The sequence below is a fragment of the Enterobacter cloacae complex sp. IR5459 genome, assembly GCF_049238005.1.
GTDB classification, from domain to species: domain Bacteria; phylum Pseudomonadota; class Gammaproteobacteria; order Enterobacterales; family Enterobacteriaceae; genus Enterobacter; species Enterobacter hormaechei_C.
This window is the reverse complement of the sequence record NZ_JBMKIG010000005.1, coordinates 263439-288183: the sequence shown is the minus strand read 5'-3', so window position 1 is coordinate 288183 and position 24745 is coordinate 263439. Positions and strand designations below refer to the sequence as shown.

23 protein-coding genes and 2 pseudogenes are annotated in these 24745 nt (G+C 56.6%); 15 read left to right on the top strand and 10 right to left on the bottom strand.

Annotation, left to right across the window (positions count from 1 at the left end; genetic code table 11):
• Window positions 1-34: 34 nt before the first annotated feature.
• Window positions 35-217 carry a YoaH family protein gene (locus ACOTX4_RS13115; RefSeq protein ID WP_003859925.1) on the top strand — a complete coding sequence of 61 codons (183 nt, stop codon included), beginning with the start codon at window positions 35-37 and terminating at the stop codon, window positions 215-217.
• A 5-nt stretch (window positions 218-222) separates the two neighbouring features.
• Here ACOTX4_RS13115 and ACOTX4_RS13110 read toward each other — a convergent pair whose 3' ends face one another.
• On the bottom strand, window positions 223-567 hold the full coding sequence (locus ACOTX4_RS13110) for a RidA family protein (protein WP_003859927.1): 345 nt from the start codon (window positions 565-567) through the stop codon (window positions 223-225).
• A 133-nt stretch (window positions 568-700) separates the two neighbouring features.
• On the opposite strand from ACOTX4_RS13110, the gene ACOTX4_RS13105 reads away from it, so the two are divergent.
• The 5 genes from ACOTX4_RS13105 (at window position 701) to rnd (ending at window position 7080) form a co-directional block, all read left to right on the top strand.
• Window positions 701-2611, top strand: a complete 1911-nt coding sequence (locus ACOTX4_RS13105; RefSeq protein WP_003859928.1) for an ATP-dependent DNA helicase — start codon at window positions 701-703, stop codon at window positions 2609-2611.
• A 66-nt stretch (window positions 2612-2677) separates the two neighbouring features.
• Entirely contained in the window at window positions 2678-3373 is a 696-nt protein-coding gene (gene tsaB / locus ACOTX4_RS13100; protein ID WP_045332149.1) for a tRNA (adenosine(37)-N6)-threonylcarbamoyltransferase complex dimerization subunit type 1 TsaB, read from the top strand.
• A 37-nt stretch (window positions 3374-3410) separates the two neighbouring features.
• Window positions 3411-3992 carry a Slp family lipoprotein gene (locus ACOTX4_RS13095; protein WP_023314324.1) on the top strand — a complete coding sequence of 194 codons (582 nt, stop codon included), beginning with the start codon at window positions 3411-3413 and terminating at the stop codon, window positions 3990-3992.
• Window positions 3993-4195: 203 nt separating this feature from the next.
• Window positions 4196-5881, top strand: coding sequence for a long-chain-fatty-acid--CoA ligase FadD (gene fadD, locus ACOTX4_RS13090; RefSeq protein ID WP_003859933.1), 1686 nt, complete (start codon window positions 4196-4198; stop codon window positions 5879-5881).
• 83 nt (window positions 5882-5964) lie between these two features.
• Window positions 5965-7080, top strand: coding sequence for a ribonuclease D (rnd, locus tag ACOTX4_RS13085; RefSeq protein WP_122959317.1), 1116 nt, complete (start codon window positions 5965-5967; stop codon window positions 7078-7080).
• An 86-nt stretch (window positions 7081-7166) separates the two neighbouring features.
• On the opposite strand, the gene minE is transcribed toward rnd, so the two are convergent.
• The 3 genes from minE to minC are packed head-to-tail and all read right to left on the bottom strand — an operon-like array spanning window position 7167 to window position 8979.
• Window positions 7167-7433, bottom strand: coding sequence for a cell division topological specificity factor MinE (gene minE / locus ACOTX4_RS13080; RefSeq protein WP_003859937.1), 267 nt, complete (start codon window positions 7431-7433; stop codon window positions 7167-7169).
• Between the two features lie 3 nt (window positions 7434-7436).
• Entirely contained in the window at window positions 7437-8249 is an 813-nt protein-coding gene (gene minD / locus ACOTX4_RS13075; protein WP_003859938.1) for a septum site-determining protein MinD, read from the bottom strand.
• Window positions 8250-8271: 22 nt separating this feature from the next.
• Entirely contained in the window at window positions 8272-8979 is a 708-nt protein-coding gene (gene minC, locus ACOTX4_RS13070; protein WP_022651428.1) for a septum site-determining protein MinC, read from the bottom strand.
• A 123-nt stretch (window positions 8980-9102) separates the two neighbouring features.
• On the opposite strand from minC, the gene ACOTX4_RS13065 reads away from it, so the two are divergent.
• The 3 genes from ACOTX4_RS13065 to ACOTX4_RS13055 all read left to right on the top strand — a co-directional run bounded on the left by ACOTX4_RS13065 (window position 9103) and on the right by ACOTX4_RS13055 (window position 10619).
• Window positions 9103-9378: a YcgL domain-containing protein gene (locus ACOTX4_RS13065; RefSeq protein ID WP_006810982.1), complete on the top strand. Its 276-nt coding sequence runs from the start codon at window positions 9103-9105 to the stop codon at window positions 9376-9378.
• A 47-nt stretch (window positions 9379-9425) separates the two neighbouring features.
• Complete coding sequence (locus ACOTX4_RS13060) at window positions 9426-10085, top strand: fumarylacetoacetate hydrolase family protein (RefSeq protein WP_003859945.1); 660 nt, start codon at window positions 9426-9428, stop codon at window positions 10083-10085.
• Window positions 10086-10178: 93 nt separating this feature from the next.
• Entirely contained in the window at window positions 10179-10619 is a 441-nt protein-coding gene (locus ACOTX4_RS13055; RefSeq protein WP_015570314.1) for a YcgN family cysteine cluster protein, read from the top strand.
• Window positions 10620-10718: 99 nt separating this feature from the next.
• Here ACOTX4_RS13055 and dsbB read toward each other — a convergent pair whose 3' ends face one another.
• Both dsbB and nhaB read right to left on the bottom strand, forming a co-directional pair.
• Window positions 10719-11249 carry a disulfide bond formation protein DsbB gene (gene dsbB, locus ACOTX4_RS13050; RefSeq protein ID WP_017693268.1) on the bottom strand — a complete coding sequence of 177 codons (531 nt, stop codon included), beginning with the start codon at window positions 11247-11249 and terminating at the stop codon, window positions 10719-10721.
• 46 nt (window positions 11250-11295) lie between these two features.
• Window positions 11296-12834: a Na(+)/H(+) antiporter NhaB gene (gene nhaB, locus ACOTX4_RS13045; RefSeq protein WP_045332146.1), complete on the bottom strand. Its 1539-nt coding sequence runs from the start codon at window positions 12832-12834 to the stop codon at window positions 11296-11298.
• A gap of 201 nt (window positions 12835-13035) precedes the next feature.
• Between nhaB and fadR the strand changes: the two genes are divergently transcribed.
• Entirely contained in the window at window positions 13036-13755 is a 720-nt protein-coding gene (fadR, locus tag ACOTX4_RS13040; protein WP_003859951.1) for a fatty acid metabolism transcriptional regulator FadR, read from the top strand.
• A 114-nt stretch (window positions 13756-13869) separates the two neighbouring features.
• Here the strand turns inward: fadR and ACOTX4_RS13035 are convergent, their stop codons facing one another.
• Window positions 13870-15402, bottom strand: a complete 1533-nt coding sequence (locus ACOTX4_RS13035; protein WP_045332143.1) for a SpoVR family protein — start codon at window positions 15400-15402, stop codon at window positions 13870-13872.
• 321 nt (window positions 15403-15723) lie between these two features.
• On the opposite strand from ACOTX4_RS13035, the gene ACOTX4_RS13030 reads away from it, so the two are divergent.
• From ACOTX4_RS13030 to ACOTX4_RS13020, 3 genes and pseudogenes are all read left to right on the top strand, one after another.
• Complete coding sequence (locus ACOTX4_RS13030) at window positions 15724-17022, top strand: D-amino acid dehydrogenase (protein WP_015570317.1); 1299 nt, start codon at window positions 15724-15726, stop codon at window positions 17020-17022.
• Between the two features lie 9 nt (window positions 17023-17031).
• Window positions 17032-18102 (top strand): catabolic alanine racemase DadX, encoded by a 1071-nt coding sequence (gene dadX / locus ACOTX4_RS13025; RefSeq protein ID WP_003859954.1) that lies wholly within the window; start codon window positions 17032-17034, stop codon window positions 18100-18102.
• Between the two features lie 105 nt (window positions 18103-18207).
• A pseudogene (locus ACOTX4_RS13020) lies at window positions 18208-18312 on the top strand (hypothetical protein); the annotation flags it as partial.
• On the opposite strand, the pseudogene ACOTX4_RS13015 reads toward ACOTX4_RS13020, so the two are convergent.
• Window positions 18265-19932 (bottom strand): annotated as a pseudogene (locus ACOTX4_RS13015) (potassium/proton antiporter); the annotation flags it as partial. The pseudogenes ACOTX4_RS13020 and ACOTX4_RS13015 sit on opposite strands and share 48 nt — an antisense overlap.
• A 97-nt stretch (window positions 19933-20029) precedes the next feature.
• Entirely contained in the window at window positions 20030-20944 is a 915-nt protein-coding gene (ldcA, locus tag ACOTX4_RS13010; RefSeq protein WP_045332140.1) for a muramoyltetrapeptide carboxypeptidase, read from the bottom strand.
• Window positions 20945-21051: 107 nt separating this feature from the next.
• Here ldcA and emtA point away from each other — a divergent pair, with 107 nt between their 5' ends.
• The gene (gene emtA, locus ACOTX4_RS13005) at window positions 21052-21663 is read left to right on the top strand and encodes a membrane-bound lytic murein transglycosylase EmtA (RefSeq protein ID WP_017384310.1); all 612 of its coding nucleotides are present in this window, start codon (window positions 21052-21054) and stop codon (window positions 21661-21663) included.
• Window positions 21664-21700: 37 nt separating this feature from the next.
• Here the strand turns inward: emtA and ycgR are convergent, their stop codons facing one another.
• Window positions 21701-22432, bottom strand: a complete 732-nt coding sequence (gene ycgR / locus ACOTX4_RS13000) for a flagellar brake protein YcgR (RefSeq protein ID WP_045332139.1) — start codon at window positions 22430-22432, stop codon at window positions 21701-21703.
• Window positions 22433-22592: 160 nt separating this feature from the next.
• On the opposite strand from ycgR, the gene ACOTX4_RS12995 reads away from it, so the two are divergent.
• Window positions 22593-24695, top strand: a complete 2103-nt coding sequence (locus ACOTX4_RS12995) for a TonB-dependent siderophore receptor (protein WP_045332137.1) — start codon at window positions 22593-22595, stop codon at window positions 24693-24695.
• The last annotated feature ends 50 nt before the right edge of the window (window positions 24696-24745 follow it).

Here is a 24745-nt window from a genome sequence, read left to right as displayed (position 1 = left end):
ATAATTAGCGCGAATAATTTAGCAGGAGTTAACGATGTTTGCAGGTTTACCTTCTCTCAGCCATGACCAACAGCAGAAAGCCGTTGAACGTATTCAGGAGCTGATGTCCCAGGGGATGAGCAGCGGACAGGCAATTTCACAGGTCGCGGAAGAACTTCGCGCCACCCATACCGGCGAGCGGATCGTGGCGCGCTTTGAGGATGAAGATGAAGAATAACCGGCTTACACTGCCGCGATAATCTTGATCTCAACCTTATATTCCGGTTTCATCAGCGTGGCCTGTACGGTGCAGCGTACAGGCGCGTGACCCGCCACCACCCACGCATCCCATGCTTTATTCATCGCCGCGAAATCGTCTTTATTCGCCAGAAAAATCGTCGCATCCAGAATGCGGGATTTGTCGCTGCCCTGTTTTTCCAGTACGGCGTCGATCTGCGCCAGGGTGTTGGCGGTCTGCTCGAAGGCGTCGGCGTCCAGATTGGCAGGGACGCCGGTGTAGTACAGCGTCTGGTTGTGGATCACCACATCAGACCAGCGGGCTTCGGCATCAATGCGCGTAATTGTCATAAACGTATCCTCGTTATCTTTCGTCGTCAGGCGGCAAGACTGCCATAATGTTCCGCCGTCGTCACTATTTGGGGTGGCACCGGAGAGAAGGGGCTGACATAATCCCTGTGCAAAAATACAGTGAGAGAACACCGTGGCAGACGATTTTTCCCCAGAGGGTCAGTTAGCACAGGCTATTCCCGGCTTTAAACCGCGCGAACCCCAACGTCAGATGGCGCATGCCGTTGCGCACGCTATCGACAAGGCGCAGCCGCTGGTCGTGGAGGCCGGTACCGGTACGGGGAAAACGTATGCTTACCTCGCTCCTGCGCTGCGGGCGAAAAAGAAGGTGATCATCTCTACGGGATCAAAAGCGCTCCAGGATCAGCTCTACAGCCGCGATTTACCCACGGTGGCGAAAGCGCTGAAATACAAAGGGCGTCTGGCCTTGCTGAAAGGGCGTTCTAACTACCTGTGTCTGGAGCGTCTTGAACAGCAGGCGCTGGCGGGCGGCGACCTGCCGGTACAAACCCTGAGCGATGTGATCGTCCTGCGCGCCTGGGCCAACCAGACGGAGGAGGGGGACATCAGCACCTGCGCGAGCGTGCCGGAAGACTCCCCCGCCTGGCCGCTGGTGACCAGCACCAATGACAACTGCCTCGGCAGCGACTGCCCGCTGTATAAAGACTGTTTTGTGGTGAAAGCGCGTAAAACCGCGATGGACGCCGACGTGGTGGTGGTGAACCATCACCTGTTTCTTGCGGATATGGTGGTCAAGGACAGTGGTTTCGGCGAGCTGATCCCGGAGGCGGAGGTGATGATCTTCGATGAAGCCCATCAGCTACCGGACATCGCCAGCCAGTATTTTGGTCAGTCGCTCTCCAGCCGTCAGCTTCAGGATCTGGCGAAAGATATTACCATTGCCTATCGCACCGAACTCAAAGATACCCAGCAGTTGCAGAAGTGCGCGGACCGCCTGGCGCAATGCGCACAGGACTTCCGCTTACAGCTAGGCGAGCCGGGCTATCGCGGCAACCTGCGCGAACTGCTCGCAGACAAAAATATCCAGCGCGCGCTGCTGCTGCTCGATGATGCCCTTGAACTCTGTTACGACGTGGCGAAGCTGTCCCTCGGACGTTCAGCGCTGCTGGACGCCGCCTTCGAGCGCGCCACGCTCTACCGTGGGCGGCTGAAGCGGCTGAAAGAGATCAATCAGCCGGGCTACAGCTACTGGTACGAATGTACCTCGCGCCACTTCACCCTGGCGCTCACGCCGCTGACCGTTGCCGACAAATTCAAAGAGGTGATGGCGCAAAAGCCCGGCACCTGGGTCTTTACCTCGGCCACGCTGTCGGTCAATGACGATCTGCACCACTTTACCGAGCGCCTCGGCATTGAGCAGGCGGAATCCCTGCTTCTGCCGAGCCCGTTCGACTATGAGAGACAGGCGCTGCTGTGCGTGCCGCGCAATCTGCCGCTGCCTAACCAGCCGGGCGCGGCGCGACATCTGGCGGCCATGCTGAAGCCGATGATCGAGGCCAACAACGGGCGCTGCTTTATGCTCTGCACCTCACACGCTATGATGCGCGATCTGGCCGAGCAGTTCCGCGCCACCATGACGCTACCGGTGCTGTTGCAGGGGGAAACCAGTAAAGGCCAGCTGCTCCAGCAGTTTGTCAGCGCCGGTAATGCCCTGCTGGTGGCGACCAGTAGTTTCTGGGAAGGGGTAGACGTGCGCGGCGACACGCTCTCGCTGGTGATTATCGATAAGCTGCCGTTCACATCGCCGGACGATCCGCTTCTGAAAGCGCGCATGGAGGACTGCCGTCTGCGCGGGGGCGATCCGTTCGACGACGTCCAGCTGCCGGACGCGGTCATCACGCTTAAACAGGGGGTAGGGCGACTGATCCGCGACGTCACCGATCGCGGGGTGCTGGTGATCTGCGACAACCGCCTGGTGATGCGTCCCTACGGCGCGACCTTCCTCGCCAGCCTGCCGCCCGCGCCGCGCACGCGGGATATTAAACGCGCGGTCCGCTTCCTGGCGAACCCGACGGCGGAGTAATTCTTCCCGGAGTGTGTTAAGATGCGCGCCATTTTGTGACTGACCATTGCGAGAGCGCGACGACTGATGCGAATTCTGGCTATTGATACCGCGACAGAGGCCTGTTCCGTTGCCCTGTGGAACGACGGTACGATTTTTGCTCATTTCGAAGAGTGCCCACGGGAACACACCCAACGTATTCTGCCCCTGGTAAAAACCATTTTAACCGAGGGCAATACCGCCCTGACTGACCTCGACGCGCTGGCCTACGGCCGTGGTCCGGGCAGCTTTACGGGCGTACGTATCGGGATTGGCATTGCGCAGGGGCTGGCGCTGGGCGCTGACCTGCCGATGATCGGCGTCTCCACGCTTGCGACCATGGCCCAGGGAGCATGGCGCATGACCGGCGCCACCCGCGTGCTGGCTGCGATTGATGCCCGCATGGGGGAAGTCTACTGGGCGGAGTACACCCGTGACGAAAACGGCGTCTGGCACGGCGAAGAGACGGAAGCGGTGCTTAAACCTGAAGCCGTCACCGGGCGCCTGAAACAGCTCTCCGGTGAGTGGGCGACGGTCGGAACCGGCTGGGCGGCATGGCCTGAGATGGCGAAGGACACCGGCCTTACGCTGGTGGACGGTAACATGCTCCTGCCCGCCGCAGAAGATATGCTGCCGATTGCCTGTCAGCTACTTGCCGCAGGAAAAACCGTGGCGGTTGAACATGCTGAACCGGTTTATTTACGAAACACCGTCGCGTGGAAGAAACTTCCTGGCCGCGAGTGAATCTCAGTAACAGGAACTGAGAAAAAGGAGTCGCATCATGGCGGTTCAGACTAAAGTTGTACGCTTTCTTATGGCAGGCGCGGTTGCCATAGCACTGAGCGGGTGCGTCACCGTTCCTGATGCGATCAAGGGCACCAGCCCGACGCCACAGCAGGATCTGGTACGCGTGATGAATGCCCCGGAGTTGTATGTCGGGCAGGAAGCGCGGTTTGGCGGCAAGGTGGTTGAAGTGCTAAACCAGCAGGGGAAAACCCGGCTGGAGATTGCCACTGTCCCGCTGGACGACGGCGCGCGGCCTGTTCTGGGTGAAGCCTCGCGCGGGCGGATCTACGCTGACGTCAGCGGCTTCCTCGATCCGGTAGATTTCCGCGGGCAGCTGGTGACCGTCGTCGGGCCGATTACTGGTTCGGTGGCGGGGAAAATCGGCCATACGCCATACAAATTTATGACCATGCAGGTGAACGGCTACAAACGCTGGCGTATCGCCCAGCAGGTGGTGATGCCGCCACAGCCAATCGATCCGTGGATGTGGGGACCGCATCCGTATCGTTACGGCTACGGTGGCTGGGGGTGGTACAATCCAGGCCCTGCACAGGTTCAAACAATAGTAACTGAGTAAGTTACTGTTATTGCTAGGAAAGAGACAGCGGCTCAGCCGCTGTCTCTGTTTTTTTACGGATAAAACGAAAAAAAAGAGTGACGCGCTTCGCAACCTGCAATCTGAACAATTAATAAACTGGTACGCTGAGTTAATATAATGTTAACAAACTGTTTATTATCGGGGCTGTGATGACGACGAACACTCATTTCAGAGGTGATGCATTGAAAAAGGTTTGGCTTAACCGTTATCCCGCGGATGTCCCTGCGGAGATCAATCCTGACCGTTATCAATCCCTGATTGAATTATTTGAACACTCGGTACGGCGCTACGCTGACCAGCCCGCGTTTGTGAATATGGGCGAAGTGATGACCTTCCGTAAGCTGGAAGAACGCAGCCGGGCGTTTGCGGCCTATTTACAGGAAGGGTTGGGCTTGCAGAAAGGGGATCGCGTCGCGCTGATGATGCCAAACCTTCTGCAATACCCGGTGGCGCTGTTCGGCATCCTCAGGGCAGGGATGATCGTGGTTAACGTTAACCCGCTCTATACCCCGCGCGAGCTGGAACATCAGTTGAATGACAGCGGCGCGGCGGCGATTGTGATTGTCTCCAACTTTGCCCACACGCTGGAAAAAGTCGTTGAAAAAACTCAGGTTAAGCACGTCATCCTGACGCGCATGGGTGACCAGCTCTCTACCGCGAAAGGTACGCTGGTCAACTTTGTCGTTAAATACGTTAAGCGGCTGGTGCCGAAATACCACCTGCCGGATGCCATCTCCTTCCGCCGCGCCCTGCATGCGGGCTACCGGATGCAATACGTAAAGCCGGAGATCGTGTCCGAGGATCTGGCCTTCCTGCAATACACGGGCGGCACCACCGGCGTGGCGAAAGGGGCGATGCTGACCCACCGTAACATGCTGGCGAACCTTGAGCAGGTTAACGCCACCTACGGGCCGCTGCTGCACCCGGGCAAGGAGCTGGTGATCACCGCGCTTCCGCTGTATCACATTTTTGCGCTGACCATGAACTGCCTGCTGTTTATCGAGCTTGGCGGTCAAAACGTATTGATCACCAACCCGCGCGATATCCCGGGGCTGGTCAAAGAGCTGGCGAAATACCCGTTCACCGCCATGACCGGCGTGAACACCCTGTTTAACGCGCTGCTTAACAATAAAGAGTTCCAGCAGCTCGATTTCTCCACGCTGCACCTCTCCGCGGGCGGCGGGATGCCGGTTCAGCAGGCGGTTGCCGAGCGCTGGGTGAAACTCACCGGGCAGTATCTGCTGGAGGGCTATGGCCTGACGGAGTGCGCCCCGCTGGTCAGCGTTAACCCGCATGACATCGACTACCACAGCGGCAGTATCGGTCTGCCGGTCCCGTCGACGGAAGCAAAACTGGTGGATGATGAGGATAACGAAGTGCCTCATGGTGAGCCAGGGGAGCTATGCGTCAGAGGGCCGCAGGTGATGCTGGGCTACTGGCAACGTCCGGATGCCACGGATGAGATCATCAAAGACGGCTGGCTGCACACGGGCGACATCGCGGTGATGGATGACGAAGGCTTCCTGCGCATCGTCGATCGCAAGAAAGACATGATCCTGGTGTCAGGGTTCAACGTCTATCCGAACGAAATCGAAGACGTGGTGATGCAGCACAGCGGCGTGCTGGAAGTGGCGGCGGTGGGCGTTCCTTCCGGCAGCAGCGGTGAAGCGGTGAAGATATTTGTGGTCAAGAAAGATCCTTCTCTGACCGAGGATGCGCTGATAACGTTCTGTCGCCGTCAGCTGACGGGCTATAAAGTGCCGAAGCTGGTGGAATTCCGGGATGAGCTGCCGAAATCCAACGTCGGGAAGATATTACGACGAGAATTACGTGACGAAGCCCGTGCCAAAGTGGACAATAAGGCCTGAGCTTCACGTTAATCGCCCAGACGCCGGTTAAGCCGGCGTTTTTTATGGGCGCAAACAAAAGAGAGTCCGATTTGAATTACCAGATGATCACTACCAACGACGAGCTGGCTTCGCTGTGCGAGGTGACGCGTGAATTTCCCGCTATCGCCCTGGATACGGAATTTGTCCGCACCCGAACGTACTATCCGCAGCTGGGTCTGATTCAGATGTATGACGGCAAACACGTGTCATTGATTGACCCCCTCGGCATTACCGACTGGGCGCCAATGCGCGAGCTGTTGCTGGATACCGCCGTGACCAAATATCTGCACGCGGGCAGTGAAGATCTGGAAGTCTTTCTCAACACTTTTGGCATCATGCCGCAGCCGCTGATTGATACCCAGATCCTCGCGGCGTTCAGCGGTCGTCCGCTCTCCTGGGGCTTCGCCGCGATGGTGGAAGAGTACACCGGTCTGACGCTGGATAAGAGCGAATCGCGTACCGACTGGCTCGCGCGTCCCCTAACGGCGCGTCAGCTTGAATACGCCGCGGCAGACGTCTTTTACCTTCTTCCAATTGCCGGCCAGCTTATGAAAGAAGCTGAGGCGTCCGGCTGGCTGTCTGCCGCACTGGACGAGTGCCGCATGACGCAGCAGCGTCGTCAGGAAGTGGTTGATCCGAAAGAGGCCTGGCGTGACATCACCAACGCCTGGCAGCTGCGCACCCGCCAGCTGGCCTGTCTGCAACTGCTGGCTGACTGGCGTCTGCGTAAAGCACGTGAGCGCGATCTGGCGGTTAACTTCGTGGTGCGTGAAGAACACCTGTGGGCGGTGGCGCGCTATATGCCGGGTAGCCTTGGCGAACTGGACAGCATTGGCCTTTCCGGGAGTGAGATCCGTTTCCACGGTAAAACGCTGCTCGCGCTGGTAGAGAAAGCTCAGCAGCTGCCGGAGGACGCACTGCCAGAACCACTGCTTAACCTGATGGATATGCCGGGCTACCGCAAGGCATTCAAAGATATCAAAGCGCTGGTGCAGACGGTGGCGGGGGAAAGCAAACTGAGTGCCGAACTGCTGGCTTCACGTCGTCAGATTAACCAGCTGCTGAACTGGCACTGGAAGTTGAAACCGCAAAATGGTTTACCGGAGCTGGTCGCCGGATGGCGGGGGGAACTGATGGCCGAACGCCTGAATACCCTGCTGGAAGGGTATCCGCGCTAAAGAATTGTAGCCCCGGTAAGCGCAGCGCCACCGGGGAAATTGCCGGGTGGCGCGTTGCTTGCCCGGCCTACAAAACCACAACCGGATTAACGCGACTCTTCCGCTTCCGGAAGCGTGACGTTCAGCTCCAGAATCGAAATATCCCCGTCTTTTTGCTCCAGCTGAACGGTGACCATTTCCGGGTCAATCTGCACGTATTTGCAGATCACTTCCAGAATGTCTTTGCGCAGCTGCGGCAGGTAGTGCGGTTCGGCGTCGCTACGACGACGTTCCGCCACAATGATTTGCAGACGTTCTTTTGCGATGTTGGCGGTGCTTTTTTTCCGCGAGAGAAAAAAGTCCAGTAATGCCATAACTTATCCTCCGAACAGGCGTTTGAGGAAACCTTTCTTCTCTTCTTCAATGAAGCGGAAAGGACGTTCTTCTCCCAGCAGACGGTCAACGGTATCCGCATACGCTTTACCCGCGTCTGCCTGTGTATCCAGGATCACGGGCTCGCCCTGGTTAGAGGCGCGCAACACGGACTGATCTTCCGGGATCACGCCAACCAGTTTGATGCGCAGGATCTCCAGCACGTCTTCCATGCTCAGCATGTCACCTTTGTTCACCCGGCCCGGGTTGTAGCGGGTCAGCAGCAGGTGCTCTTTGATTGGCTCCTGGCCATTTTCCGCGCGACGGGATTTCGAGGCCAGAATGCCGAGAATACGGTCGGAATCACGTACTGACGAGACCTCCGGGTTGGTGGTGATGATGGCTTCATCCGCGAAGTAGAGCGCCATCAGCGCGCCGGTTTCGATACCGGCCGGGGAGTCGCATACCACAAAGTCGAACTCCATCTTTTTCAGATCGTCGAGCACCTTTTCCACGCCTTCGCGGGTCAGGGCGTCTTTATCACGGGTCTGGGACGCCGGAAGAATGTAGAGGTTCTCGGTACGCTTATCTTTAATCAGCGCCTGGTTAAGGGTGGCATCGCCCTGAATGACGTTCACGAAGTCATACACCACGCGACGCTCGCAACCCATGATCAGGTCCAGGTTACGCAGACCGATATCGAAGTCGATTACGACGGTTTTCTTTCCCTTCTGGGCCAAACCAGTAGCGATGGCCGCGCTGGAGGTGGTCTTGCCAACGCCTCCTTTACCCGAAGTCACAACAATAATGCGTGCCATAGAAATTCCTTGTTAAAAGGGATCAATTTAACGGTTGAACGGTCAAAGCGTTATCTGCCAGTTGCAGACGGGCCGCTTTGCCATAAAATTCGGCTGGGATTTTATCGCTCAGCCAATATTCACCTGCGATAGACACCAGTTCTGCCGTCAGGTGAGTACAAAAAATTTGTGCTTCTCGATCGCCGCTGGCGCCCGCAAGCGCACGTCCACGCATCATACCGTAAACGTGAATATTGCCATCTGCAATCAGTTCAGCGCCCGCACTGACGTGGCTTGTAACAATCAGATCACAGTTTGGCGCATAAATGCGCTGACCGGAACGAACCGGCAGATCAATCAATCGCGTTTTTGTGACTGGGGCTACATTTTGCGCCGGAGGCGGGGGAGCGGGAACGGTTGCAGGCGTTGCACGTGGGGCTTTTTCTTTGCCCTCGTTTAACAAGGGCAAACCCGCGCGTTCAATTTCGGCTTTTAACTCTGCGTCTTTGCAGCCGCTAATGCCCACGATGCGCAACCCCGTGGAGGCGACGGCCTGCTGGAGCCGCTTCCAGTTAATCGGCCCCTCAAGGTCGCTTACATTGACGACGACAGGAGCATGCTTAAGAAAAGCGGGAGCCTGCGCGATTTTGTCTTCTAACGCCTGACGAATAACCTCGGGTTTTGCATCATGCAAATGAACCACTGATAAGGTGAAGCTACTGCCTTTAAGCTCGATGGGCGTATTTGACATCCTGGCCTTACTCAATTTGCTATTAACCGCAACACATCGCCGCGATATTCCGAAGAGTATCAGGCATGTTATAGTCAGGAGTATATTGAGGCAAGCAACCACCCGTTAATTCAGAGTAAAAACATGTTTTGTGTGATCTACAGAAGTACCAGCCGCGACCAGACCTACCTTTATGTCGAAAAGAAAGACGATTTTTCCCGCGTGCCTGAAGAATTAATGAAAAGCTTTGGCCGACCGCAGCTGGCGATGCTGCTGCCGCTGGACGGCCGTAAGAAGCTGGTGAACGCCGATCTGGAGAAAGTCAAAAAGGCGTTAACCGAGCAGGGCTATTATTTACAGCTTCCGCCGCCACCGGAGAATTTATTAAAACAGCATCTTGAGGTGAGCGGAAAGAAATAAGCCCGGGTCCTTCCGGGAACAACTCATCAACCGATTAGGGGTCGACCATGTATCAACATCATAACTGGCAAGGTGCATTACTGGATTATCCCGTCAGCAAAGTGGTCTGCGTGGGCAGCAACTATGCAAAACATATTCAGGAGATGGGCAGCGCCGTGCCGGAAGAGCCGGTTCTGTTTATTAAGCCAGAAACCGCACTGTGCGATATTCGCCAGCCGCTGGTTCTGCCGCAGGGACTGGGCTCGGTGCATCATGAAGTGGAGCTGGCGGTGCTGATCGGCGCGACGCTGCGCCAGGCGACCGAAGAGCATGTAGAGAAAGCGATTGCGGGTTACGGTGTCGCGCTTGACCTGACGCTGCGTGATGTTCAGGGCAAAATGAAGAAAGCGGGGCAGCCGTGGGAAAAAGCGAAGGGTTTTGATAATTCATGCCCGATTTCCGGTTTCATTCCGGTGAGTGAATTTACCGACGATCCGCAGAACACGCCGCTCAGCCTGAAGGTCAACGGCGAGATCCGCCAGCAGGGAACGACCGCTGACATGATCCATAAGATCGTTCCGCTGATTGCCTACATGAGCCGCTTCTTCACCCTGAAACCTGGCGACGTGATCCTCACCGGCACTCCGGAAGGTGTGGGGCCGCTGCTTAGCGGCGACGAACTGGATGTCAGTTTTAACGGCCTGTCGCTGAAAACCCGCGTGCTGTAAAAGCACCTTGCCGCCTGAAAAGGGCGGCAAAACTTGCATCAACGTGCCAGACTCGTTATAAGGTGCGCTCTATTTTGACGTGTGGACATCCCGATGAACGACATTCCTTTCTGGCAAAGCAAAACTCTCGACGACATGACCGACGCGGAGTGGGAATCGTTGTGTGACGGCTGCGGGCAGTGCTGCCTGCATAAGCTGATGGATGAAGATTCGGACGAGATCTATTTCACCAACGTAGCCTGCAAGCAGTTAAACATCAAAACCTGCCAGTGCCGCAACTATGAGCGCCGTTTCGAATATGAGCCGGACTGCATCAAGTTAACCCGTGAAAATCTACCGACCTTTGAGTGGCTGCCGCATACCTGCGCGTATCGCCTGCTGGCGGAAGGGAAAGATCTGCCCACATGGCATCCGCTGTTGACGGGGTCGAAAGCGGCGATGCACGGCGAACGTATTTCCGTGCGCCACATTGCGGTGAAAGAGTCCGAGGTGCGGGACTGGGAAGACCACATTATGAATCACCCTAATCGGTGATAATAAAAAACCCGCCGAGGCGGGTTTTTTATTGTTCACAATTGTGTCGAGTGGCGCTGCGCTTACCCGACCTGCAAAACTGACGTTGCCGTTCTGCTTTTACCTTCCAAAAAGATCGCGTTTCTTTGGTTTGAACGGCTGGGCAATCAGCACCAGCAGCGCCACCACAAAGTAGGCGACAAAAATGCCCACCAGCCACTGCGGCATCTCCAGCGTCAGGAATTCCCACTGGCGTACAGAGCAGTCACCGGAGGCCACAAACACCTGCGGCAGCCATTTATCCAGCGGCAGCCAGCTCGGGAAGCGGGCGGCAAAATCGCAGGTCATAAACGGCGACGGGTGAAGCTGCATTTGGGTGTGCTCCCAGGCAAGCGCAATGCCTTTCCCGGCGCTGTACAGCCAGATGGCAATTGCCGCATAGCGTAACGGTGATTTGGGTGCAATCGCACCTACCAGACCCGCGCCCATAATGCCGAACAGCGCACAACGCTCATAAATACACAGTACGCAAGGTTTCAGCCCCATCACATGCTGAAACCACAGCGCGACCATTTCCAGCGCAAAGGCGGTCAGGGCCATCAACAACCACGCTCCGCGACCGCGTGAGCACTGGTTCAAAAATCGCAACATAATCATTTCCCTGGAACATGCTTAGACAGCGCAGTGTAAACGAATTTTAATGCGCCGCAAGTATACCTGCTTGCAATAACCATTGCGTACAGGGAACGAGAGTAATTTTGATGCACAGTAAACCAACCAGGGTAAGCACCAGCGTATACGGCAGCGCCATCCAGACCATTCTTCCATAAGAAAGTCGTATGAGTGGTGCCAGTGCCGAGGTCAGAAGGAAGAGGAATGCCGCCTGACCGTTCGGGGTTGCCACGGAGGGGAGGTTGGTTCCGGTGTTGATCGCCACCGCCAGCAGCTCGAACTGTTCACTGCTGACAATCCCTTGCTCCATTGCGGCTTTGGCCTCATTGATGTATACCGTCCCGACAAAGACGTTATCGGATATAGAGGACAACAGACCGTTAAACAAATAGAACAGCGTTAGCTGCGAATCTGGCGTAGCCTGAAGCACAAACGCGATGATCGGCGCGAACAGATGTTGGTCAATAATCACCGCCACGACGGCAAAAAACACCGCCAGCAGGGCGGTAAACGGCAGCGCTTCGGTAAAGGCTTTTCCAATAGCATGTTCGTCCGTAACGCCGCCCAGGCTGGTTGCAAGGATAATTACCGACAGGCCAATCAGCCCCACCTCGGCAAGGTGGAAGGCCAGCGCAGCGATAAGCCACACGCCGATGAAACCCTGTGCAATCAGGCGCAGCGTCTCCTGGCGCGTGCGTTGTTTGCGGCTCTGCTCGTCAAACTTATGCAGCTCCTGGCGGACCTGATCGGGCAACGTCGCGCCATACCCAAAGAGGTTGAATTTTTCGACCAGCACACAGGTGGCTAACCCGCAGACCAGCACGGGTACGCTGACCGGCGCCATGCGCAGGAAAAATTCGCCAAAATGCCACTCAGCTGCTTTGGCGATAATCAGGTTTTGCGGCTCCCCGACCATGGTCATCACGCCGCCCAGCGCCGTCCCCACGCCTGCATGCATCATCAGGCTGCGCAGAAATGCGCGGAACTGTTCCAGCACATCGCGGTTGTGCGCCTCAACGTGGCTGTCGTCCTGCAAGTTATCGCCAGGACGAGACGAGGCCACCCGGTGGTAAATCCCGTAAAAGCCGACGGCGACGCTGATCACTACCGCCACGACCGTCAGCGCATCCAGGAATGCAGAGAGGAAGGCTGCGGCGAGGCAAAAAGCCAGCGAGAGCAGCGTTTTCGACGGAATGCTCAGCAGCAAACGGGTGAAGATAAACAGCAGAAGCTGCTTCATAAAGTAGATCCCCGCCACCATGAAGATCAGCAGCAGCAGGACTTCAAGATTCGACGCTATCTCGTTTTTAACATGCTCCGCGCTGGTCATTCCAATGACCACGGCTTCCAGCGCCAGCAGCCCGCCGGGCAACAGCGGATAGCACTTCAGCGCCATCGCCAGGGTAAAGATAAACTCGGCGACCAACATCCACCCGGCAACGAAGGGATCCAGCAAAAAGATAACGGGATTAACGACCAGGAATACCAGTAAAGTGAGTTTGTACCAGCCAGGTGACTGACCTAAAAAGTTGCGCCACAGCGCGCGCCCAAATGAAATTTCCACGACAGACGTCCTTTCCCCGTCAAATAAGACAAGACATCAGTATACGCAAAAATGGCGGCAGAGCGGGGGATTAAGCCATTTGTAAATTTCATAAAAATGAAACGGCGATCCCTCTTTTCTGTCTCTGCTGCGCTATCTGCCTCTGCACGCCTCTGGTATGATGAGTGTAATTTGCTAAAGCTGTGTAATGGAAATCTCACTATGGTCATTAAGGCGCAGAGCCCGGCGGGTTTCGCGGAAGAGTACATCATTGAAAGCATCTGGAATAATCGTTTCCCTGCGGGATCAATTCTACCTGCTGAACGCGAACTCTCTGAACTGATTGGCGTCACCCGTACCACGCTGCGAGAAGTGCTCCAGCGTCTGGCGCGCGATGGCTGGTTGACGATACAGCATGGCAAACCCACTAAAGTGAATAACTTCTGGGAAACGTCCGGGCTGAACATTCTGGAAACGCTGGCGCGTCTCGATCACGAAAGCGTACCGCAGCTGATTGATAATCTGCTTTCCGTGCGCACCAACATCGCCACCATTTTCATCCGCACCGCGTTTCGCCAGCACCCTGAAGATGCGCTGAAGGTACTTGCTACCGCCAATGAGGTGGAAGACCACGCGGATGCCTTTGCGACCCTGGATTACAACGTGTTCCGTGGTCTGGCGTTTGCTTCCGGCAATCCGGTTTACGGTCTGATCCTGAATGGAATGAAAGGGTTATATACGCGCATTGGTCGTCACTACTTTGCTAACCCTGAAGCCCGCAGTCTGGCGCTTGGCTTCTATCATAAACTGAGCAAACTCTGCACCGAAGGGCTGCACGATCAGGTCTATGAAACCGTGCGTCGTTACGGCCACGACTCCGGTGAAATCTGGCACCGGATGCAGAAAACGCTGCCGGGTGATTTAGCGATTCAGGGCCGGTAAAAGAAAAAACCTCTCGATTGAGAGGTTTTTTTTCGCCGGGTGGCGGCTTCGCCTGAGCCGGCCTACAGGTCCCGTAGGCCCGGTAAGCGTAGCGCCACCGGGCAAAAAATCCCACTACAGCGTATTCAACCGCGCCGGACACCGCTCCAGCAGCTCCACGCTGCCATCTTCGTTCTGCTGTTCCAGCAAGACGTCAAATCCCCACAGGCGATGCACATGCTTCAGCACTTCCTTACGCCCCTTATCCAGCGGCGCGCGGTTGTGCGGAATATAGCGCAACGTCAGAGAGCGATCGCCGCGCAGATCCACGTTCCAGACCTGAATGTTCGGCTCAAGATTACTCAGGTTGTACTGGGACGACAGGCGCGAGCGGATCTCGCGATAGCCCTCTTCGTTGTGGATCGCGGAGATCTCCAGGAAGTTGTTGCGGTCATCATCCAGTACGGTGAAGAAGCGGAAATCACGCATGATCTTCGGCGACATGAACTGGCTGATAAAGCTCTCATCCTTAAAATCACGCATCGCGAAGTGCAGCGTTTCCAGCCAGTCGGAACCGGCAATATCCGGGAACCAGTATTTGTCCTCTTCGGTGGGCGACTGACAAATACGCTTGATATCCTGGAACATGGCAAAGCCGAGCGCGTACGGGTTAATACCGCTGTACCACGAGCTGTTATATGCCGGCTGGAACACCACGTTGGTGTGGCTGTGCAGGAACTCCATCATAAACCGTTCAGAGACTTTTCCCTCGTCATACAGGTGGTTCAGAATGGTGTAGTGCCAGAAGGTCGCCCAGCCTTCGTTCATGACCTGGGTCTGCTTCTGCGGATAGAAATACTGGCTCACCTTGCGCACGATGCGCAGGATCTCACGCTGCCACGGCTCCAGCAGCGGGGCGTTTTTCTCCATAAAGTAGAGCAGGTTTTCCTGCGGCTCGGAAGGGTAGCGACGCGCCTCGGCGACGGTTTTCTCCTCTTCACGTTTTGGCAGGGTGCGCCACAGCATATTCACCTGGCTTTGCAGATACTCCTCGCGGCTTTTCTGCCGGGCTTTCTCCTCCTGCAAGGAGATCTTCTGCGGACGCTTATAGCGGTCAACGCCGTAGTTCATCAGCGCGTGGCAGGAGTCCAGCAGTTTCTCAACCTCGTCCACGCCGTAGCGCTCTTCGCAGTCGGTAATGTAGTTACGGGCGAAGATGAGGTAATCAACGATTGAGCTGGCGTCCGTCCAGCTGCGGAACAGATAGTTATTTTTGAAGAACGAGTTATGTCCATAGCAGGCGTGCGCCATCACCAGCGCCTGCATGGTAATGGTGTTCTCCTCCATCAGATAGGCAATACATGGGTTAGAGTTAATGACGATTTCATACGCCAATCCCTGCTGCCCGTGCTTATACAGCCGCTCTGTCTCAATGAATTTTTTACCAAACGACCAGTGCGGATAGTTAATCGGCATCCCGACGCTGGAGTAAGCGTCCATCATCTGTTCCGAGGTGATGACTTCAATCTGATGGGGGTAGGTATCCAGACGATAGAGTTTGGCCACCCGGTCGATCTCCGCCAGGTAGACATCCAGCAACTCGAAGGTCCAGTCGGGTCCATCGCTCAGACGGGTGCTGTCCCTGGACATGGAATCTAGTGTAGCCATTAGCGCGCCCTCGTTGTTGGTCGCTCTCTCTGACTGGAGAGCCTCCTTTCAAGCATAGATCACCCCATTCAAATACGCGGGGCGCAGAAATTTTTTCTTTGCGATTTCACGTTTTCGATACGGCAAAAAAAGCGGTGCTCACAGAATTTTCTACTGGTTAAAAATAACGCGCAGCAGGAGATCCCAAATAAGCGCTATCCCCTGATACAGCGGGATATGTGAGTTGAGTCACCATAAAAAAGTCATATGTTGAATAATATTTTCAACTAGGTTATCAATCTGTAATTAGATGATTGTTCTTTTGCTCATAATGGAGTGGCTATGCGTGTTGTCATACTGGGAAGTGGTGTCGTTGGCGTAACCAGCGCCTGGTATTTAAGTCAGGCGGGACATGAGGTTACCGTTATCGATCGCGAATCCGGTCCGGCGCTGGAAACCAGTGCGGCGAATGCGGGGCAAATCTCCCCGGGCTACGCTGCGCCGTGGGCGGCCCCGGGCGTTCCGCTGAAGGCGATCAAATGGATGTTTCAGCGACATGCGCCGCTGGCGATCAGCCTCGACGGCACGCAGTTCCAGCTTAAGTGGATGTGGCAGATGCTGCGCAACTGCGACACCCGCCACTATATGGAAAACAAAGGGCGCATGGTGCGTCTGGCGGAATACAGCCGCGACTGCCTGAAGGCGCTGCGTGCCTCAACGGGCATTGAATATGAAGGACGCCAGGGCGGCACGCTTCAGCTGTTCCGTACCGCGCAACAGTACGAAAACGCGACCCGCGATATCGCCGTGCTTGAAGATGCGGGCGTACCGTATCAGCTGCTGGAAGCCAGCCAGCTGGCGCAGGTGGAGCCAGCGCTTGCCGAGGTCGCGCACAAGCTGACGGGCGGTCTGCGTTTACCGAACGATGAAACCGGCGACTGCCAGCTTTTCACCCAGCGTCTGGCGCGCATGTGTGAGCAGGCCGGGGTGAAATTCCGCTTCAATACTTCTGTCGACAAACTGCTGTCGGAAGGGGAGAAGATTTACGGCGTGAAGTGTGGGGAAGAGGTAATCAAAGCCGATGCCTACGTGATGGCGTTTGGCTCCTACTCAACCGCGATGCTGAAAGGGATCCTGGATATCCCGGTCTATCCGCTGAAAGGCTACTCCCTGACCATTCCTGTGAAAGAGGACAGCGGTGCGCCGGTCTCGACCATTCTTGATGAAACCTACAAAATCGCCATCACCCGCTTCGATAACCGGATCCGCGTCGGCGGCATGGCGGAAATCGTGGGCTTTAATACTGAGCTGCTTAAACCGCGTCGTGAAACGCTGGAGATGGTCGTGGGCGATCTCTTCCCGCGCGGCGGCTTCATTGAGCAGGCGACGTTCTGGACCGGCCTGCGCCCAATGACCCCGGACGGCACGCCGATTGTGGGCCGTACGCCATACAAAAATCTGTGGACCAACACCGGCCACGGTACGCTTGGCTGGACCATGGCCTGCGGTTCGGGCCAGCTGCTGAGCGACCTGATCTCCGGGCGGACGCCGGCAATTCCGTTTGACGATTTGAGCGCCGCACGCTATCAATCAGGGTTTACCCCATCGCGTCCACAACACCTGCACGGCGCGCATAATTAAGGAGTCGCAATGTCCCGTCCTATTCTGGCCCAGCTGGATTTGCAGGCGCTGAAGGATAACCTGCAAATTGTTCGCCGTGCTGCGCCGGGTTCTCGTGTCTGGTCGGTGGTGAAAGCCAACGCCTACGGTCATGGTATCGACCGTATCTGGAGTGCGCTCGGCGCCACCGATGGTTTTGCCCTGCTGAATCTGGAAGAGGCCATCCTGCTGCGCGAGCGCGGCTGGAAAGGACCGATCCTGCTGCTGGAAGGATTCTTCCATGCGCAGGATCTGCCTCTGCTGGATAAGTACCGCCTGACGACCAGCGTTCATAGTAACTGGCAGATCAAGGCGATTCAGGACGCGAAGCTGCATGCCCCGCTGGATATCTATCTCAAAGTGAACAGCGGGATGAACCGTCTGGGCTTTCAGCCTGAACGGGTGCACACGGTCTGGCAGCAGCTTCGTGCGCTGAAAAATGTCGGTGAGATGACGCTGATGGCGCATTTCGCCGATGCGGAAAAGCCGGACGGAATTGCCGATGCCATGGTCCGCATTGAGCAGGCGGCAGAAGGGCTGGACTGTCCACGTTCGCTGTCGAACTCAGCGGCAACGCTCTGGCATCCTGAAGCGCACTACAACTGGGTGCGTCCGGGGATCGTTCTGTACGGCGCGTCACCCTCAGGTCAGTGGCAGGATATCGCCAACAGCGGCCTGAAGCCGGTGATGACGTTACGAAGCGAGATTATCGGCGTGCAGACGTTAAAAGCGGGCGATACGGTGGGCTATGGCAGCCGTTATCGGGCAGCGGGCGAACAGCGTATCGGTATCGTGGCGGGGGGCTATGCAGATGGTTATCCGCGCATCGCCCCGAGCGGCACGCCGGTGTGGGTCGATGGCGTGCGCACCGGCACGGTAGGCACCGTCTCAATGGACATGCTGGCCATTGATTTAACGCCGTGTCCCCAGGCGGGGATCGGGTCACCGGTTGAGCTGTGGGGCAACGAAGTTAAAATTGATGATGTGGCCGCTGCGGCGGGCACCGTTGGGTATGAGCTGATGTGCGCGCTGGCACCCAGAGTGCCTGTTGTGACGGTGTAACTTGTGTATGTGCCGGGTGGCGGCTTCGCCTTACCCGGCCTACAAAAGCCCGAAAGCAGGTCGGGTAAGCGTTATCGCCACCCGGCAAAAAAGCAGCTACTCCGCCTCTTCCTCCATCGGCCTTACGCCGACTTTGCGCACCGCATTATCTTCTTTCTCGGCTACCGTCCAGATCATCCCGGCAAACTCCACCTGGTCACCGACGACCGGCGCAGCCCCTAATAATTTCTGAATAATTTCACCCAGTGTTTGCTGGTTATCGCGATTCTCCAGTCCACCTTCCAGGCCATAAATCAGCGCCACATCCGCAAAGCGGGCGCTGGCTTCGAGGATAAAATCGCCGAAGAAACGCTGATCCAGCGCCACCGGGGGCGACTGGCTGAACAGCTTGCCGAGGGCAGGCAGGTCGCGCTCGCGGCCAATCACGCAGAGAATATCGTTCTCACGCAGCCGCGTGCTGCCGGTCGGGTGAAGCAGGGCGTTATCCCGGAACAGGGCGGCAATGCGCGTTTCAGCGGGCATATGCAGATCGCGCAGGGACGCGCCCACGCACCACTTATCGGCGCTTAGCTGGTAGACAAACTGTTCCCAGGGATTCTCAGGGTGAATATCTAGCCCCACGCGGGAGACCGGCCAGCCAATGGGCGGTACCACCACTTTGGCTTTTTTCGCCGCCCAGCCCAGCGACGTCCCCTGGAACAGCAGCGACACCAGCACCACGAAGAAGGCGACGTTAAAGAACAGGCGGGCGTTGTCCAGCCCGGCCATCATCGGGAACACTGCCAGAATAATCGGCACCGCGCCGCGCAGACCCACCCAACTGATAAATATCCGCTCACGCAGGTTAAACCCGCGGAACGGTAGCAGCCCGGCAAACACCGACAGCGGACGGGCGAAGAAGATCATCCAGGCCGACAAAAGCAGCGCCGGTACGGCGATAGGCAGCAGGTCCGACGGCGTCACCAGCAGGCCCAGCACCAGGAACATGGCAATCTGCGCCAGCCAGGCCAGACCGTCGAAGTTCTGCAAAATGGCGTGACGGTTGCGAATCGGTCGGTTGCCCAACAGGAAACCGCAAAGGTAAACCGCCAGAATACCGCTGCCGTCCAGCGCGGTGGTGACGGCAAAGATCAGGATCCCGCCGCTCAGGGCCAGCAGCGGGTAAAGGCCGGAAGGCAGCGTAATACGGTTGATCGTCTGCTGTAACAGGTAACCGCCGCCGAGACCAATGATAATCCCCAGGCCAAACTGCTGGAGGATGTGCCAGGCGAACATCCAGCTCAGGCCGGTTTCGTGCTGCTGGATCATCTCAATCAGAGTGATGGTCAGGAACACCGCCATCGGATCGTTACTGCCGGATTCAATCTCCAGCGTGGAGCCAACGCGTTCGTTCAGCCCCTTGCCGCCGAGCAGCGAGAAAACCGCTGCCGCATCGGTCGAGCCGACAATCGCGCCAATCAGCAGGCCTTCCATAATATCGAGGTTAAACAGCCAGGCCGCCATCATACCGGTCAGGCCAGATGTGATCAGCACCCCGACGGTCGCCAGAGACAGCGCCGGGCCTAAGGCCACGCGGAACGAACTTGCCTGGGTGCGCATACCGCCGTCCAGCAGGATGACCGCCAGCGCGAGGTTACTCACCATATAGGCGAAAGGGTAATTATCGAAGGGGATACCGCCGATTCCGTCGACTCCCGCCAGCATGCCGATAGCCAGGAAAATGACAAGAATAGGTATGCCAAGGCGCGATGAAAATGAACTTAATAAAATGCTGAAGGTTACCAGGATGGAACCCAGAATGAAAAGACTGATTATCGCTGTGGCACCCAATGTCGTCTTACTCCCACCTCAATGTGAACGCTGTTATTAAAACCCTAACATATTAACAACGGTAACAGCGTTTTATTGAGGGGGAATAACGGCTTTTTTATGCCTTTAAGACCGGATGACCGCTGATTGTTAACCGACTGCCTGAATTATCGTGTACAAGGTGCGCCCGGACACCCAGCGGCAGCGTAACGGTTTGCTGCTCATGGCCGAAATCCAGGCCGGCGATCACCGGGATATCCAGGCGGGAACGAATGAAATCAATCATCGTTTCCAGGGAATAGCCCGCATCGTAATCGTTGGGGGCTGAACCGCTAAAACTGCCCAGCACAATGGCCGACTGCCGATCCAGGATCCCGGCGTGATACAGCTGCAACAGCATGCGTTCGACACGGAACGGGTGTTCATTGATATCTTCCAGCACCAGTATGCCATCCGTGATCTGCGGCAGCCACGGCGTACCAATTAGCGACACCAGCATCGCGAGGTTGCCGCCCCACAGCTGTCCTTCACATTCCCAGTGCGGTCCATTGCCTTGCCACTCGATGGTGAACGTCGGGTTTTGCAGGGCGCGCCAGAAATGGTCCTGCGTAAACGCATCCAGCTCCGGCGCGCCAAAGTTACCGGCCAGCATCGGGCCGCTAAAGGTAATGACGTTATGCAACGCCAGCAGGCCGAGCTGGATCGCCGTGAAATCGCTGTGTCCGCAGATTAACAGCGGATCCTGCTGCTGGCGCGCGGCCAGCCCGGCCCAGTCGATGCTCTCCAGCAGCCGGCTTGCGCCATAGCCGCCGCGCACGGCCAGCACAATGGTGTTTTCACCTTCCAGCGTCGCCAGGCTGTTGATATCGCTCAGTCTCTGCGCCTCCGTACCGGCAAAACGCTGCATGCGGCGGGGGATAATTGTCTGATTTTCTACCTGATGGCCCATTTCCAGCAGGCGTTGAACGCCCCGCTGTGCCGCCTCCTGATTGATGCAGTAGCCTGACGGTGCGATGAGATGAAACTGAGGCATGGCAATTCCTTGCTGAATGAGAATCTAATTGTCTATATCATGCCGCTTATACGCCGCCTGCTTCAAGGGGCGACGTACCGCGATGACCGGCTATAAGGATAGATGACGTGAAATTGAGATGGTTTGCTTTTTTGATTGTGCTGCTCGCTGGCTGTAGTTCAAAACATGATTATCAAAATCCCCCCTGGAACCCTGAAGTGCCGGTAAAGCGGGCCATGCAGTGGATGCCGATCAGCGAACAAGCCGGGAAGGCCTGGGGCGTGAGCCCGCGTCTGATCACGGCGATCATTGCCGTGGAGTCCGGCGGCAACCCGACGCTGGTGAGTAAATCGAATGCGGTGGGGCTGATGCAGTTAAAAGCCTCGACGGCGGGAAGAGAGGTCTATCGCTACATGGGCTGGAAGGGACAGCCATCCACCAGCGAGCTGAAAAACCCGGAGCGTAATATCTCTATGGGAACCGCTTACCTGAGCATTCTCGAGCATGGCATTCTGAAGGGGATTGACGATCCGGAAGTGATGCAATATGCACTGGTGGTGTCGTACGTTAACGGAGCCGGCGCGCTGCTCCGAACCTTCTCATCCGATCGCAAAGAGGCGATAGAAGAGATTAACGATATGGATAAAGATGAATTCTTCGAGCACGTTGTGAAGAATCATCCGTCAGCACAGGCTCCACGTTATATCTGGAAAGTCCAGAAAGCGATGGACGCCATGTAACGCCTTTGTCGGGCGGCAGCACGCTGCCCGACGCCTTTCAGCGCACTTTATTCGCGCGTTCCCGCGCTTCACGCTCCAGTGAGAAGATGATGCGCTGTAGTTCGCGTTCGGCGCCTGGCCCGACATTCAGAAAGCGAAAGCTCAGTCGCGGCGTGGTAATGGTTTCGTTTTTGCCGTCCACCACCTTGCGCTCGCTGATGGCAATCAGCTGGGCGTCAAACCAGAAGCGTCCCCATCCGCCCATATCCAGCTCAATCTGACTAAAACGCATACCTTCCACCAGCCCTTCCGGCTTCGGCGTATCCATTAACGCGCCCATCCCGCCCAGTGACAGGTCGAAGAGACGAAAGCGGATCTCTTTTTTGTCCGGCATTTTTGCCTTACAGAAATAGGCCGGGTGAAGCGGAGCGCTGATGCGAAAAAATTCCCGGCGTTGCACGAACCAGAGGTTAGCGGGCAGGGGAGCGATAAACGCAGGCAAACCCTGGTACGCGATCGAGGTCAGACGAGGCAGCACAAACTCGACTTTCGCCCCCTGCGTTTCGGCCATCACCGAGAGATTCTCTGCCTGTAGCGCGGCACGGTTTTCATCGCTCTGGCTACCCAGATCGACGATCAGGTGCTCTGCCGTCACGTCCAGGATCTTGCTGATAAACTGGCTGGTTGACCAGTTGATGCGCAGCGGCACCTCGCCTTTTTTCAGGTCGCGTAACACCCCTAATACAGCCAGCGGATTTTGTTTCAGGAACTGCTCACTGTAGCTACTCACGCCAGATGGCTCCTCGATAGATGACAGACTGTCTCTGGGTTATCGGCACGCGGGCATGAAACTTAATACAAACGATCTGTTTTTCTCCGCTGATATTGATTTGCTAATGGAAATGATAATAATTGCCGTTCCCAATACCATCTAATAACAAGACGACACTATGAGCACTTCACGTTTTGTGTTATGCGCGTTGGCAGGCGCCGTCACGCTGGCATTGCAAACACAGGCTTTCGCAGAAGAATCCACCATCGTGGTGACAGGCACAGAGCAGGGCAGCGCGCTCCCTGCCTGGACCAACAGCGCCACGAAATCAGCCGTCGCGGAAAGTAAAACGCCGCAGGTGATCAACACCATTGCCGCTAAAGAGATTGAGCAGCGGCACGCCAGTTCGGTAAACGAGATCCTGCGCTATGCGCCGGGCGTTTCCACGGAGGTGCGCGGGAGCACTTCTTACATGAGCGAGTACAAAATCCGCGGGTTCAACGTCGATCAGGAGTTCTACAACGGCCTGCAACTTCCCTATAACGTCACCGGGAACACCAAAGCGCGAATCGATCCGCTGCTGATTGAGAGCGTCGATATCCTGAAGGGGCCGTCATCCGTGCTGTATGGCGGCGGCTCACCGGGCGGGCTGGTCAATATTCAGAGTAAAAAGCCGCAGAAAGAGGCGAAAACGGAACTGGGCTTTAATACCGGAAACCGCAATCTGAAAGAGGGATACCTGGACTCCACGGGGCAGATCGCGAACAGCGACTGGAACTATCGCCTGCTGGGCAAAGCGACGGAAAGTGACGAACAGGCGCACACCACGCGCTATGAAAACTATCTGGTGGCCCCCTCCGTGACCTGGCAGCCTGATGACAAAACGCGCCTGACCATTGACGCGCTGGCGCAAAATACGCCGAGCCTGACGCCGTCTGATCCGATGCCGCTAAGCTATCTGCGGTCTAAATACGCCGATCGTCGTGACTATGCCGGGGATGAGTGGAGCGGCTTTAAGCAGCGCCAGTGGATGCTGGGATACAGCTTTGAGCATGAGTTTGACAGTGGCTGGGGCTTTAACCAGAAAGCGCGCTACTTTGACGTGGACACCCACCAGCGCAGCGCCTATTCCACCGGGACGGGCAGCGAGGTCTACCAGCTTAACCGCTTCGCCTATACCACCGATGAAGATTTGCAGAGCTTCAATATTGATAACCAGGTCACCCGAACCGTCGCGCTGGGGGACTGGAAACATCATCTGCTGGCGGGCTTTGACTACCAGAAGCTGAACTCTCACTTCCATTATCGTTACGCCTCATCCACACCGGGTATCGATATGCGTCATCCGGATCACTCGCAGATCGATAACGATGCGCTGGGGCTTGAAACCGCGCAGAAAAACCGACTCAGCTATCAGCAGAATGGCTATTACCTCCAGGATCAGATTGCGTTTGGCGGGCTGAACATGCTGGCCAGCCTGCGCTATGACGACTACCGTTCCGTCACCACTAACTATCTGCAAAACGGTGTCAAAGCCTGGGTATCGCAGGATCGCCTCACCAAACGACTGGGCGCGCTTTATGCCTTCGACAATGGACTCTCGCCGTTTATCAGCTATTCAGAAGGGTTTGCCCCAGTATCGCCGCAGGGCACGCTGACCGCGAAAGACGTTAAGCCCACCACCAGCAAGCAGGTGGAGGGTGGGGTGAAATACCTGCTGGCGGAATACGCAACCACCTTCACCGCCTCGGTGTTTAACATTCGTCAGAAAAATGTGGTGACCAGCGATCCGGGCTTCCTCAACTATCGCCAGACCGGGGAAGTGGAATCGAAAGGCGCGGAGCTTTCCGCTATGAGTCGTCCAACGGATAACCTGACGCTGATTGCCAACTATGCCTACACCCACGCCATCAATACCGAAGATGACAAGTACCAGGGCAAACGACCGACGCAGGTCCCTGAGAACGCCTTTAATCTGTGGGGCGATTACACCTTCGACAGCACGCCGCTGAGAGGGGTAACGCTGGGGGGAGGCGCACGCTACACCGGGCCGATGGAGATCTCGCCAGCCAACGACGCAGGCAAGCTGGGCGGTACGACGCAGTACGATCTGGCGGCATCTTACCGCATGGGCGAATTGGCGCCATCGCTGGAGGGGCTGACGCTGAAAGCGAGCGCGCAGAACGTCACCAACAAAGAGACGCTCACCTGCTATGACGCGACCAACTGCTGGATAGGCCGCGACCGCACCTTCCAGGTCGGGGCGAGTTACAGCTTCTGAAAAAAGCCCGGTGGCGCTAGCGGGTCACTTTATTGCACGGACCCTGACCC